General features: G+C 69.2%; 13 protein-coding genes and 2 pseudogenes. 7 read left to right on the top strand and 8 right to left on the bottom strand.

Annotated elements, in window-relative coordinates; translation table 11 throughout:
* Positions 1-10: 10 nt before the first annotated feature.
* The 3 genes from AQJ11_RS44115 to AQJ11_RS44105 all read right to left on the bottom strand — a co-directional run bounded on the left by AQJ11_RS44115 (position 11) and on the right by AQJ11_RS44105 (position 2,144).
* Positions 11-748, bottom strand: a complete 738-nt coding sequence (locus AQJ11_RS44115; protein WP_159061815.1) for a hypothetical protein — start codon at positions 746-748, stop codon at positions 11-13.
* 477 nt (positions 749-1,225) lie between these two features.
* Positions 1,226-1,636 carry a hypothetical protein gene (locus tag AQJ11_RS44110; protein ID WP_059267264.1) on the bottom strand — a complete coding sequence of 137 codons (411 nt, stop codon included), beginning with the start codon at positions 1,634-1,636 and terminating at the stop codon, positions 1,226-1,228.
* On the bottom strand, positions 1,626-2,144 hold the full coding sequence (locus tag AQJ11_RS44105; protein ID WP_059267263.1) for a hypothetical protein: 519 nt from the start codon (positions 2,142-2,144) through the stop codon (positions 1,626-1,628). Before AQJ11_RS44105 ends, AQJ11_RS44110 begins: the two co-directional genes overlap by 11 nt.
* A 405-nt stretch (positions 2,145-2,549) precedes the next feature.
* Here AQJ11_RS44105 and AQJ11_RS44100 point away from each other — a divergent pair, with 405 nt between their 5' ends.
* The 4 genes from AQJ11_RS44100 (at position 2,550) to AQJ11_RS44085 (ending at position 5,457) form a co-directional block, all read left to right on the top strand.
* Positions 2,550-3,878 carry a hypothetical protein gene (locus tag AQJ11_RS44100; protein ID WP_244218668.1) on the top strand — a complete coding sequence of 443 codons (1,329 nt, stop codon included), beginning with the start codon at positions 2,550-2,552 and terminating at the stop codon, positions 3,876-3,878.
* A gap of 11 nt (positions 3,879-3,889) precedes the next feature.
* Positions 3,890-4,444, top strand: a complete 555-nt coding sequence (locus AQJ11_RS44095; RefSeq protein WP_059267262.1) for a GNAT family N-acetyltransferase — start codon at positions 3,890-3,892, stop codon at positions 4,442-4,444.
* A 27-nt stretch (positions 4,445-4,471) separates the two neighbouring features.
* Positions 4,472-4,999: a GNAT family N-acetyltransferase gene (locus AQJ11_RS44090; protein ID WP_059267281.1), complete on the top strand. Its 528-nt coding sequence runs from the start codon at positions 4,472-4,474 to the stop codon at positions 4,997-4,999.
* 62 nt (positions 5,000-5,061) lie between these two features.
* Positions 5,062-5,457 (top strand): Imm7 family immunity protein, encoded by a 396-nt coding sequence (locus AQJ11_RS44085; protein ID WP_059267261.1) that lies wholly within the window; start codon positions 5,062-5,064, stop codon positions 5,455-5,457.
* A 15-nt stretch (positions 5,458-5,472) separates the two neighbouring features.
* Here AQJ11_RS44085 and AQJ11_RS48975 read toward each other — a convergent pair.
* The 4 genes from AQJ11_RS48975 to AQJ11_RS50650 all read right to left on the bottom strand — a co-directional run bounded on the left by AQJ11_RS48975 (position 5,473) and on the right by AQJ11_RS50650 (position 9,362).
* A protein-coding gene (locus AQJ11_RS48975) for an IS5 family transposase (RefSeq protein ID WP_107120981.1) occupies positions 5,473-6,353 on the bottom strand; the annotation gives its coding sequence in 2 pieces (ribosomal slippage) (positions 5,473-5,993 and positions 5,993-6,353; 882 coding nt in all).
* On the bottom strand, positions 6,340-7,524 hold the full coding sequence (locus tag AQJ11_RS44070; protein ID WP_059267258.1) for a hypothetical protein: 1,185 nt from the start codon (positions 7,522-7,524) through the stop codon (positions 6,340-6,342). The genes AQJ11_RS48975 and AQJ11_RS44070 overlap by 14 nt, the downstream gene beginning before the upstream one ends.
* A 132-nt stretch (positions 7,525-7,656) precedes the next feature.
* The gene (locus AQJ11_RS44065) at positions 7,657-9,048 is read right to left on the bottom strand and encodes an ATP-binding protein (protein WP_079082709.1); all 1,392 of its coding nucleotides are present in this window, start codon (positions 9,046-9,048) and stop codon (positions 7,657-7,659) included.
* A gap of 119 nt (positions 9,049-9,167) precedes the next feature.
* Entirely contained in the window at positions 9,168-9,362 is a 195-nt protein-coding gene (locus tag AQJ11_RS50650; RefSeq protein ID WP_059267257.1) for a hypothetical protein, read from the bottom strand.
* A gap of 350 nt (positions 9,363-9,712) precedes the next feature.
* Here AQJ11_RS50650 and AQJ11_RS52015 point away from each other — a divergent pair.
* Positions 9,713-10,320: pseudogene (locus tag AQJ11_RS52015) on the top strand (DUF5994 family protein).
* Positions 10,321-10,562: 242 nt separating this feature from the next.
* On the opposite strand, the gene AQJ11_RS47835 reads toward AQJ11_RS52015, so the two are convergent.
* Positions 10,563-10,724, bottom strand: a complete 162-nt coding sequence (locus tag AQJ11_RS47835) for a hypothetical protein (RefSeq protein WP_425265041.1) — start codon at positions 10,722-10,724, stop codon at positions 10,563-10,565.
* A 52-nt stretch (positions 10,725-10,776) separates the two neighbouring features.
* Here AQJ11_RS47835 and AQJ11_RS50645 point away from each other — a divergent pair.
* Positions 10,777-11,152, top strand: a pseudogene (locus AQJ11_RS50645) (transposase); the annotation flags it as partial.
* A gap of 484 nt (positions 11,153-11,636) precedes the next feature.
* Positions 11,637-12,371 carry a dienelactone hydrolase family protein gene (locus tag AQJ11_RS44045; RefSeq protein ID WP_059267254.1) on the top strand — a complete coding sequence of 245 codons (735 nt, stop codon included), beginning with the start codon at positions 11,637-11,639 and terminating at the stop codon, positions 12,369-12,371.
* The last annotated feature ends 93 nt before the right edge of the window (positions 12,372-12,464 follow it).

Genomic DNA, 12,464 nt, shown 5'->3' with positions numbered 1-12,464 from the left:
CGGGGGCGCTTCACGAACCCTCCCGCGAGTGCACGACGAGCCGCCTCACATCGGCCGGCACTGCGCCGTCGAGGGCGTTGCGGTTCAGGCGCTGGAGGAGTCGGCCCGCCTGGTCCACGGACAGGTACAGGGTCAGACTCTCCTCTTCGTGGGTGCAGCCTGGCTCGAAGACGGCGTCGACCAGGGAGCCCACGACCCCCGTGACGAGGTACCGGAAGCGCTCGGCGAGACGTCGCAGACCACGGGGCCGCCCCAGCTCCAGGCCCTGAGCGATGCGGGGAGCGCCGAGCTGTTCCGCGAGCGCCACCGCCGAGCCCAGTTCGTCACCGCCAAGTCGCACGTCGATGACGTCCCGGCTCGCGCCCGTCACGCTGTCCACGCCGAGTTCACTCAGCACGCGCCTGAGCCCAGCAGCGGTGGCGTTCGCGCAGATCTGCGGCTCCAGCAACGCAATGAACCGGTGCACCGCTGCCGCCTCATGCAGGTGGAGGACGACGATGCCCGCGCCATCCCACCTGGCCTCACCCGGCACATCCACCGTCCGCATCCACTCCTGGGCGGCCTCAGCCGTCGTCGGATGCCACGGCACCCTGATGGTGAGCACAGACACGAGCAGGGAATCATCGTCGACGGTGACGTCCGCCGCGAAGTCGGCCTCCTCCAGGGCGAGCTTCAGAACCGGCCGTAAGGGAGCGGCCGGCCGCAGCGGGACCGGCGGCACAACATCGGTGCCTGGCGGCGCGTTCACGAAAAGATTTTCTCCTGAGTAGCAGAACGAAGGGGAAGTGCCCGTGTCCGGGGTCGGACCGGAGAGGCAGCCGACGCGGGCCGTAGATATTCGCGACTCGGCCTCGCCGCACGGGCCCTCTGCTGGCCATTGGCTCGTCCCCCCCACGTGAGGATCGCCCAACCAGAGAGCGACACCAGCAGAGCCGGCGGCCCCGGCCCATCCGCCTCGGGGGTTTCGCGGACGGGCCGGGCCGCCGTCCCGCACGGAACTGGTCGCTGCCAAGCCCCGTGCGGGGGTCTTCAACTCGCCGCCCCGATACGCGGCCTGCTGAGCCAGTAGGTGCCGGCCTGCGCCATGAGCCGGGCCAGGCACGACGCACACGACATGAACGGCGCGTGTACCCGTCCCATTGCACCGGTCCCAGCCAGAGCACCCGGACTCCGGTCCGCTCACAACCGAGCCAGCAGTCCCCGATGACCCAAGACCGCTCCACGGTCAGGCCCCCGCCCTGGCGGCGAGCCAGCCACTCGGATCAGCCGCCTCGTCAACGCCGCCACCCCGTCGCTCCCCGCCCACCCGCCGACGCCCCAGCGCGCGCAGTTCACGCAAGGCGCGCGCGAGAACAGCGAGATCGTGTAGCCGCAACTGCCAGTCCGTCGACGGCGCGTCCGGGTACAGCACCCGGTCGACGTTGCGCAGCACGACGAAAGCCGTCTCGCGTGTCTCGCCGGCCAGTTCCGGCACGAACGCCGTCACCTGCGGGCTGAGCGCCCGCACGTGTCCGTCCAGCTCCTCCAGCAGCGCCCGCGTCTCGTCGGCGTCGAAGGGCCGCATGTCCCACAGCACGCGGTGACACGCCGCTGCCACGGCCTGCTCGTCGCCCGGCTCGGCCTTCTCAACGCCCACTGACGGCCTCCCGCGTCGTGAGCCGGTGCCGCCCGTGAGCGACGAGCTGGGACACGGCGTCCGGGTCACACAGGTCCGCAGGGCCGTGCATCGGCACGCACCAGTAGCTGAAATGCCCGGAGTGCGGCTCATCCAGCCCCGGCCGGGGCACACCGACGTAGCTGCCGCGTCCGAGGATCTCCGCGTGCGGCGCGTGCCGCCGCTCACGCCACTCCGGCCGGTCCGCGGCGCTCGCCGGAACCAGGGCGTAGTACCGGGCCGTGTACACGTCGACGAAAACCGGCCCGCCGAACAGCGCGGCCTCCAGGAAGTCCCGCACGGAGCCGGGCTCGTTCGAGCCGGCCGCCGCTTCCACCAGCTCGGTGGACATGCGGATCACGGAGAGCAGCGCCCCACAGTGCAGGAGGGCGATCCCGGTCCTGTCCCATTCGGTACGCGATGTGTCTGCGCTGGCGGCCGACAGCAGCAGCCACGAGCGGACGGCGGCCTCACGTTCCTGTCGGGGCACGACTCGCGGCTCCTCACGCCAGCTGCGTGCGAGCGCGTTGGTCGTCGGCTCGGCTGTGGCTCGTACGTCTCTCACCGGATTCTCCGAGTCGTTCGTCCCGCCGCCGGTCACCGAACGTCGCTCACACGCAGGTGAGGGACGAGACCAGCTCTCGGCGGCATGCTCGCTGGGTCCTGTGCTCGTTCGTGCACTCTCAGCGAGGATCGATATGAGCGTTGCAAGAGCGCGCGGACGGCTCTACCCCCAAACCGACCTCGGGTTCTGCCCCTCAAGTTGACGACTTCCTCAAACCTTCCCCGGACCGTCCTCGGGTTCGGTAAGTACCGTCTGAAGGGGGCAACTTCACCGAGACAGCGTTCTACCGTCAGAGCACTGACGTGCTAGGCGGACGGAGTGGGAGGCGTCGTGCTGTTCTTCCGGCAGCTCTGCGAGGCACAAGGCATGCGGCATCCCGACGACTTCCTGCCGAAGTACCGGGAAGCAGCTGCACGGTTAGGCCTCCAGAGCGTGGATGAGCCGGCCCCGAAGACGATCGAGGGATGGCTCTACTGGGGCAGGAAACCGCAGAGAGTCTTCCGTCAGGTCCTGGCCGAGATGTTCGGCCACAGCATCGACGTTCTGTGGTCGCAGGTGCCCGAGGGCACCGCTCCACACGTCGCGCCCCTGGCCAGCGCGTCACCTGTGTTCCCTGCCGACGCCGGCATGGACCCCAACGAGATGAAGAGGAGGGGCGCGATGGCTGTACGACGCGCGAAGGAGTTCCTTCTGGGCGCTGACCGTGAGCGGGTAGGTGACGACACACTCGACCTGCTGGACGACGAAGTGCAGCGCTTGGTGGCTGCGTTCCCGCGTGAACCGCTGGCCGTACTCTGGACCGATCTACTGGAAACCCACGACCAAGTCTTCCGCCTGCTGGAAGGCGGTCGCGTTCGGCCCTCTCAGCTGCGCGACCTGTACGCCAAGGGCGCCATCCTGTCGTTCCTGGTGGCCAAAGGGTTCAACGACATGCAGGACCCTCACCAGGCCATGACGATGACCCGGGTCGCTGCGGCCTGCGCCCGCGACGCAGAGCACCCCGGCCTGATCGCCCTCACAGACGGTCTCAAGAGTCTGATCCCGTACTGGGCGAACAGGCCGGAGGACGCCCAGCATTACGCCAGCCGGGGCGCCGAAACGGCTGCGAACCTCCGCGGAACCGTCGGCCTCTGGCTCCTCGGTCTCAAGGCCCGATCCGCTGCCGTGCTCGGTGACGAGGAGACCGTACGGCTCGTCAACCAACAGGCATCCGACCGCCGTGAGCAGGTCGTGCCCGACGACCTGAACCAGCTCGGCGGACTCTTCACCTACGCCTGGGAGAAGCAGCTCTACTACACGGTGGAAGCCGAGGCGCTGCTCGGGCACGGGAACGCCGACCTGATCGCACAGGCAGAGGAGGCTGTCACTGGCTTCAGCGACCCCAGCTCCCCGAACTGGGCGTTCGGAGACTTGGCGGGAGCGCAGTGCGACCTGTCCCTGATCCGGCTCCACAGCGGAGACCCGGACGGTGCGGCAGCCGCCATCCGACCGGTCCTCGACCTTCCCGCCTCGCACCGCAACAACGGCATCGTCGTATCCGCGATGCGGGTCCGCAGCGCCCTGATGAGCAGTCCCGCCCGCAGCGCGGTCACCGGGAAGGACCTGCGTGCGGAGATCGAAGCGTTCTCCACCAGCCGGCCCGCGCTGCCCCGCGGGTAGCATCCAGGGCCATGTACCCGATCAGTCGGTCCAGCGCGCGCCTCAACCTCAGAGAACTGACGATCGAGGACGTGGACGCCGTACTCGCCATCTACGGCAGCCCCGAAGCGACGGAGCACCTGAGCTTCGAGCCACGAACCCGCGAGCAGGTCGAACAGATCGTGGCCCGGTCCGTCGCCGCCGCAACCGACCTACCCCGCACGGAGTTCGCGTTCGCCGTCGTGGAGCGGAAGACGGACCAGCTGATCGGATTCGCCCGCCTCGCCCTCGACCCACACCAGCAGCGCGGAGCCACCATCGGCTTCGCGCTGCGTCCAGACGTGTGGGGCGTGGGGCACGGCGTGGAGACAGTCCGGCTTCTGCTCAGCGTCGGCTTCGGCGACCTCAACCTCCACCGTATCTGGGGTGCCAGTTCCTCCCACAACGAGGCCTCCGCGAAGACCATGACGTCTGTGGGCATGGTCGAAGAAGGAACGATCCGCGAGCACGTTCTCAAGGCAGGAAAGTGGCGCGACTCGGTCGTCCACGCCATCCTCGACCGCGAGTGGATGGCCGACCTGAACTGAGCGCGTAGCCGCGTGAAGGGCATCAGCATGACCACAGCACCGGGCGTCAAACTCCGCTCGTCCGCCGTCCTGGACGAGGTCCGAGCGGATCTGATCGACGTGTACGCCGAGGTGCGCGCCCCGCTGCTCCACCTGCCGAACTACCAGGTGACCGCGTTCGGCGAGCGTCTGGACCGGCACGGTGGGGAGCCGGGGTTCGAGGCCGTACTGGCGTACGCGGACGGTCACGCCATCGGCTACGCGTACGGCAACCGGATCGGGCACGGTGACCGGTACTGGCAGCGCACCAGCCCCACACCGGCCGAGGAGTACACGTCAGGTCCGGCCTTCGCCTTGAAGGAGATCGGCGTACGCCCGGCCTGGCGCGGCACGGGCACCGCACGGCGTATCCATGACGCGCTCCTGGCCACACGAGACGAGCCCTACGTCACGCTCATGGTCAACCCGTCAGCCGGCGACGGCAAAGTCCACACGCTCTACAGGTCGTGGGGGTATGAGGACATCGGCCGCAGCCAGCCCTCGCCCGTCCTCACGGTCATGATCCGCGCCAACTAAGGCGTGTCCGGCGGATCATGCTGCGATCGGCACGTGAAGCAGGTCATCACTACGATCACGGGATGTTTGAGTACCACGGTTGGATCACGGTGAGGGAGACCGCAGCGGATGACGACGATGAGGCGCGTCTGCGGCGTATCGTCGATGAGCTTGAGCTTCACATCGCCCAGATAGACAGCCCGTACTTGCTTGACCTCAGGTGGATGAACGGTGAGCCGTTCATCCACCTCGGCGGCTACTCCAATCACCGTTCGTCGCCGGATCCTGTGGAGCTGTTCGAGCATGTGGCCGTAGTTGCCCCTGGATCCTATGGGCTCCTCCACGTTCGCGATGACGAGGCCCCGGGCCACGAAAACGAGGTACGCGTGCTCAGGCTCGTTCGAGGAGTAGTCACGCAGCACACGGAGGCGCTGCTGTCTCCGTGCATCCCAACGGTGGAGGATCCCTTCACCGACTGAGGCGTTTTTGACGGATCATGCTTGGAGCCAGAGGCGTATCGCGGCCACCGTGACGGTGCCGTGGAAGACGTAGGCTCGCTTGTCGTAGCGGGTGGCGACGGCGCGGAAGCTCTTCAGGCGGTTGATCGTCCGCTCGACTTCGTTGCGGCGCTTGTACTTCTCCTTGTCGAACCCGGCGGGTCGGCCGCCGCGGCTGCCTCGGCGCTGACGGTTGGCTCTCTGCTTCTTTGGCTCAGGAACGGTGTGCTTGATGTGGCGTCTGCGCAGGTAATGGCGGTTCCTGCGGGAGGAGTACGCCTTGTCCGCGCTCAGGTGTCCCGGTCGGGTGCGCGGGCGTCCTTCGCCCTTGCGAGCCACGCGGACGCGTTCGAGTACGGGGATCATCTGTGGTGCGTCGCCCCACTGGCCGGGGGTGACCAGCAGCGCGAGAGGTCTACGACCACCTTCGCTGGCGAGGTGAATCTTGCTCGTCAGGCCGCCCCGGGACCTTCCGAGTCCTTCGTCGGGACGATGCTGCCGGGGCGTGGCTCTTTTTTCGGAATGCGGGGTGTCTTCCTGCGGGCGCCGGCGGCGTGTTGGTGGGCGCGGCAGGACGTCGAGTCGACGCCCACCATGCTCCAGTCGATCCGGCCCTCGGCGTCGGCATCAGCCTGGACAGCGTGGAGGATCCGGTCCCAGGTGCCGTCTGCGGACCAGCGTCTGTGCCGTTCGTAGACCGTCTTCCACCTGCCGAACCTCTCCGGCAGATCCCGCCATGGAATCCCGGTCCACTCACGGAAAAGGATCCCGTTGATCACCCGGCGGTGACTGGCCCACCGCCCACCACGCCGTCCATAGAGGGGCAGATGCGGCTCCAGGCGGTGCCATTCTTCGTTCGTCAGATCACCACGGCCCACGACCAACTACACGGCAGGGAAAGCCGAAACACTCATGATCCGCCGGACAGGCCTTAGGTGAGTTGGGGGTCCGGTGGTCGCTGGCCGATCGCGGCCAGGAGAGTGCGGGCGTGTTGGCGGACGGTGGCGTCCCGCCATGGGTCGGTGCTGGGGTGGGCGACGAGCGGGGCGGTGAGTTGCGCGGCTGCGGGTTTGTCCGGGTGGTGGGTGGATCGCTCGGCGATGTGGTCCGTGTCGCGCAGGGCAGGCGTGTGGCGGGCGGAGGCAAGGGTGAGGTCGAGCCAGAGCGTGTCGTCGATGCTGGCCAGGGCGAAGGTGCCCGCTCCGCCAGGGCACCTTCGGGAAGGTCCGCTGCCAGGGCGGCCCGCCACAGCTCCACGACGGCGGCGGTGGCCGGGGCAGCGGCGGCGCGGTGGGCGAGGAGTTCCAACAGCCGGGACACCGCGGCCGCTCCGCCGTCCGCAGCGGCGAGCTCGGTGAGGAGCGCTGTCGGGTCGCCAAGGAAGTGCGGATCGTCCAGGAGGGCCAGTGCCACTTGGAAGGCGGCTTCTCGTGGGGCGCTGGTGCGTAGCCGAGTCAGGAGTTCGGCGCGGTCAAGTTCGACGAGCAGCGGAAAGTGGGAGAGGCCCCAGCGCAGCCAGGCGGAGGCGACGGAGGGGGTGCCGTCGGCCGGCAGGTGCAGCAGGACGCTGCGATGGTCCAGGAGCCAGTCCCGGGCCCGCTGGTGCAGCAGCGGCAGGTAGGGGCCGAGGGCGGCGGCGGTCCGGAGTTGGGTGCCGGTGGCTTCGGTGATGGTTGTCAGCTGCTTGAGGAGTCTGGTGGGCAGGCCGTCACCGGGAGCGCCGTGCTGGTGTTGTGCGTGTTCGAGGAGGCAGTGCAGTGCGCGGGCGGCGGGGTCGGTGCCGATGAAATCGGCGGGGATCGTGCCGGGTGGAGTGTCGTCGGGCGGACTGGCGGGTGGGCTGGTCAGGGGTGCGGTCAGGGCGTAGAGGTGGTCCAAGACGGCCGGGAGGCCGTCGCCGAGGTCGGTGCCGGTTCCCAACGCGAAGAGCACCAGCATGAGCATCGCCTGTTCGGCCAGATGCGCCGCGGACGGCTGGTCGTCGTCAGGGTCGGTCGCGGGAGGCTCGTTCGCGGTTGGGCCGGTGTCGCGGTATACGGCAAAGGTCACCGTTGCGGCCTCGGCCAGTGCGTTGCCGGGGAACGTGTTGCGCTGGGCGACCTGTCCAGAGGCGAGGTCCAGGTAGAAGGCGCGCAGGCGGGGCTGGGCGAAGCGGGCGGTGATTTCGGCCGGTGCCGTGGTTCAGGCAACCGGATCATTCTGGATCAGGGCGCGCAGCACCTTCAGGTAGCGCCAGTCGCCTGCGTCGGGTGCGGCGGCCAGCGCGTCGGCGGCCGCGGCGGGGCCGTGTTCAGCGGCAATGGCCGCCGCCTGGGTCTCGTCGACCGTCTGGTGGGCGAATTCCTGGGCCATGGCGGCGCTGACCGTGGGCCTGGTGTCGCGGATCGTGTCCAGGTAGTCGTCGGTGGTGGGGGTGGTCCGGGTTCCGGTGTCGAAGGTGCGCTCGAACTGGGCCTGGGAGACGGTGCGCGCCGCGTGGGCGATGTCGGCGGGGGTGAACCCCTCGCTGGCGGACGCGAGTACCGCGCTGTCGGCCCGCGTGTCCGCTCGGGCCAGGTAGCTCTCCCACAGCGCGGTCCTGGCGGTGTGGTCGGGAGGGCCGATCGGCAGCACGTAGTCGAAGCGGCCGTGCCGCAGGAACGCGGAGTCGAGCGTGGTGACGTTGTTCGTGGCGCAGACGAGCAGCCGTCCGTCCTGGCTTCGGAACCGGACGATCGCCTTGAGCAGTTCGTTGACGACGCCGACAGCGGTGGCGTCCGCGCCGCCGCGTTCGCCGGCGATCTCCTCGACCTCGTCGATGAAGACGAGGACGTGGTCGAGCCGGGCGATCTCGTCGAAGCGCCGGTTCAGCCCGGTCGCCAGGCCGTACTCGGCGGCCAGACGGGCGGGGAACAGTTCGAGGAAGGGCCATCCCAGGCGGCTGGCGATCGCGTGCGCGAACGTGCTCTTGCCGGTCCCGGGCGGGCCGAACAGCATCACCGCCCGTGGCAGTTCCACTCCGTGCTGGGCGGCCAGTTCGGGGTGGGCCAGCGGCAGGACCAGGCGGCGCTCGATGAGCTGCTTCTCCCGTTGCATGCCCGCGACCTTCTGCCACAGTCCCCCTGGCGGCAGCTCCGCTCCGAGTGAGGACAGCGTGCCGGCCGACTGTGGGGTCACCGGTCCGCGTTTCTCGAAGAAAACCAGGCCGGGGCGGGCACCGAAGTCGCAGTTGCGCAGGGCGGTGGCACCGGTCCCGCCCTCGGGCAGGGCGGCGTGCACCGCGCGGACGCCGGCGGCGAAGAGCCGTTGCTCAAGGGCGGTGATCAGGGCACTGCCCAGCCCGCGCTGCCGCCAGCCGGGCGCCATGCAGATGCGCAGGATCCATGCCCGTTCGCCCTCCACCCTGCTCACCGCGGCGCCGATCAGCACGTCGTCGGCCGTGGCCACCACGGCCGGGTGGCGTGCCTGGAGGGCCGTCACGGCGTCCGAGAGCGGGAAGAGCGGCGGCTCCTCGGTCGTGCCGCTCTGCATGTCGACACGGATCATCGCTTCGAGATCGTCCTGGGTGTAGTCCCTGACCCGCCAGCCCGTCATGAGCAGCTCCGCGTGTTCGGCCGTACTCCCATCATCAGCCAGTGCCCGGAGGACGCGCGCGACAGGCGACGGTCATGAATCCTCCCTGGTGCCACGGATCGCTCGGGCCGTGGTCGGGTTCACGCCGCGGTGCCGGGCGCGCTGCCTGCGGGGCTGAGGGACTTGTCGGTGCGGCCGGTGCCGGCCGGTGGCGCTGCCGCGGCGGGTGCGGCGGCCGCGGTTTCCCGGGCGAGGAAGGAGCCGAGCTCGCCGATCATGCTCATGAGGGGGGCCGGGAAGACGACGGTGGTGTTCTGGTCGACACCGATCTCCACCAGGCTCTGGAGATCGCGCAGTGAAGCGCCAGGGGGTGGGCCATCATGGTGTCCGAGGCGCCGCCGAGCGCGGCTGCGGCCAGGGACGGCGCTCCGCGTTGATGATCTCTGTCGATACCGGCGGGAAGTGGGCTGAGGGCGCCGGGGCACGTTGTACGCCGGCTACCGGACAGGTCTCACGCCCGACGGCTCGCATGCCCTCGCCCAGCACTCCCTGGCTGTGTGACGTCTGTTGTTCCGTTCAGTCCGTCGTTCCCCGCCAGTCCGCCGGGCCTCGGCGAGGAGTATCCTGGTGATTACCGAGAGCATCTCGTACACCGGCCTCCACGCCGGGTCGTTCTCGGCGATTCATGACAACCGGGCCGGCCGTGACCGGCCCGGGGTTGAGTCCCCGCCATGACCGCGACCATTCCGCTAACACGCGCAGTCGGAGGCCGGGCCCTTTTTCGTCACCGCTCCGACTCATGCTGGCGCCAGCCAGCGCCCCTGCGGCCCTGATCGACGGTGCCTGGTGGCCCTGTTCGCGCATCCTGACGGAGCAGCTCCCGGCGCTCGTCGGATGTCTCGACCCGCTGTGGGGGCGGATCACCCGGATACGGTGAGCCGCACGTTCTGGCCGGTCATCCCGGGAGCAGTGCCCGCGCACGGCCACATGGTGCGCGTCGGCTGGTCCAATGCCGGGCAGGACCCGCACAAGCTGTTGCTGCTGTCCCACACCTTCGGCCGCTGGGATCTGCTGATGATCCCACCGGAGACAGCCCCGGCGACCGCGGCCCCGCTCATGGCCACGGTCACCGACCCGTCGCGGAGCCTCACGGCGACCGGCCTGATCCATGAGGCCGAACGTTTCCGGGCCGCGGCAAGGCAGCGGCCGACTCCGACTCGCTCCGGGAGGCGGTCTGGGACTCCGAAGGCGGAGCGGACAAGACGCCCGCCACCCTGCCTCACGCACTCCTGACGGACCGGTCACCGGTCACGGGCCCACCACGGCAGTAGGAGTCTGCGAAATGTGCACCCTCGTGCCGGTGAGTGTGCTCCTCGCAATGATCGTGTTCGGTCTGATCGTGATCAGCTGTTCACGCGAGCCACGATGATCGCTTGGAGACCCTGGCCTCCGGCCGCAGCCGGCGGTGGCGGTTCTCGCCATGGCACCGCACAGAGGAGTGAACCCGCTCCAAGGAGGGGCGGTGCGCTGCCGGCTCATTCCGGGAAGGCGAGGTGGTCGGTGGGGCTCCCTCGCCATTCGATCAGCAGGAGCGTCGCATCGTCCGTGGTGATACCGCCCCGCGCCCGTTGCAGCGTGTGGGAGAGGGAGCGCGCCACCGTCCGGATCCGTTGGGCCGTGGGCTCAAGGCGGTTCACCCACCCGATGAGCTGCTCCTCACCGAATTCCTCGCCGCCGACATCGCGCTCCTACCTGCCCAAGTCCTGGACGAGCGACCCGGACCGCTGCGGCCCCGCAGCTCGCCCGACAGATGATCGAGCGCACCCTGGACGCGGGAGTTGCGGCCGCATGGGCGGCCGGCGACGAGGTCTACGGCGACAACCCGCACCTGCACGTCGCCCTGGAGCGGCGGCAGCTCGGCTACGTGCTCGCGGTCTCCAGCACCCACCGAGTCCCCACCCCGGCCGGAGACCAGCGCGCCGACCACCTGGCCAAGAAGATCCCCAAGCGGGCCTGGCAGAAGCTGTCCGCCGGACGCGGTGCGAAGGGCCACCGCTGGTACGACTGGGCCCAGATCGCCATCACCGCCCCCGGCCTCCAGGACCTTGCCGCGGCGCGGGGCCGGCTGCTGCTCGTGGTCGCTCATGCCTCCAGGGACCACGGATCGCCTGTGGACAGACACGTGCGTCGACGTAGGTCGTGGGTGCTGCCAGCGTCGGTGTGACGACGCATCGCAGTTGGCAAATCAGCACGCTTGTTGGCAAACGACGCTGAGGATGCTCCGTGGTTACTCTGCGGAGCTGTCCTGTCGCACTGAAGCTGTCGGATTCTCACTGTGTCGCATGCGGCGCGTGTCGGTTCTCGTCCAATCGAGGCATCCGCTCGGGCGGGAGTGCTGACGTCGGCTCATATCCGGTGGGCTAGGCTGTGCGGCTATGAATACCGGGACGGCCTTGCGCCACACACGGATCGGTGACCCGGGGCTCTTCTGAGCGCCGTACGGGCCGGTTCGGGCCCGCTCTTTGATCGAGGCTCTTGCGCTGTCGCGCGGGCTCCGCCTCCGTCGTGTTGATCACAGGCTCTGCACATCAACCACGACAGGAGCATTCATGCCCACCAAGACGCTGCGGATTCCCACCGCGGACGGCCAGGCCGACGCCTTCGCCGCGTTCCCCGACCACAGCGAGCGGCACCCAGGGGTGCTGATGTACGCGGACGGCTTCGGCATCCGGCCCGTGCTGCGGGAGATGGCCCGCGAACTGGCCGGGCACGGCTACTACGTGCTTGTCCCCAACTCCTTCTACCGGCACGGCCCGGCACCGCTGTTCGAGCTTCCCGAGTACATCGGAGAACAGGTCCGGCCCGCGGTCTTCGCCCAGCTGATGCCCCTGATCGAGGCGCACACCGCCGAACGTGTCCTGAGCGACGCCGACGCCTACCTCAGGTTCCTCACCTCCCAGCCCGAGGTCGGCGCCGGGCCGGTCGCGGTGACCGGCTACTGCATAGGCGGCCTCTACGCGATGCGCACCGCTGCGGCCCGCCCCGACCAGGTGGCGGCCGTCGCCGCGTTCCACGGCCCCGTGGGTGTCGACGGGCCCGACCTCTTCTCCAAGCTCACCGCTCAGGTTCACCTCGGCCATGCCGAAGGCGACATGACACCTGAGGCCCTCGGCGAGCTCAACCAGGCCCTGGATGCGGCAGGTGTCGGCTACACATCCGAGATCTACCCCGGCACCATCCACGGCTTCACCATGTCCGACACCGACGCTTTTAGCGCCTCCGGGCTGAAGCGCCACTGGGATCGCCTGCTCCCCCTCCTGGACCGCACTCTGGCCAACAGCTGAGGCTCCAGCCCGGAAACCAAGCCTGAGACGGCCACGACCAGTAGACGGCATGGCGGGCCACACCGATGTCTCCATGGCCGTGGCCCGCCTCTG

The sequence above is a fragment of the Streptomyces corchorusii genome, assembly GCF_001514055.1.
In the GTDB taxonomy this organism is placed as follows: domain Bacteria; phylum Actinomycetota; class Actinomycetes; order Streptomycetales; family Streptomycetaceae; genus Streptomyces; species Streptomyces olivaceoviridis.
This window is presented reverse-complemented; position numbering and strand designations above follow the sequence as displayed.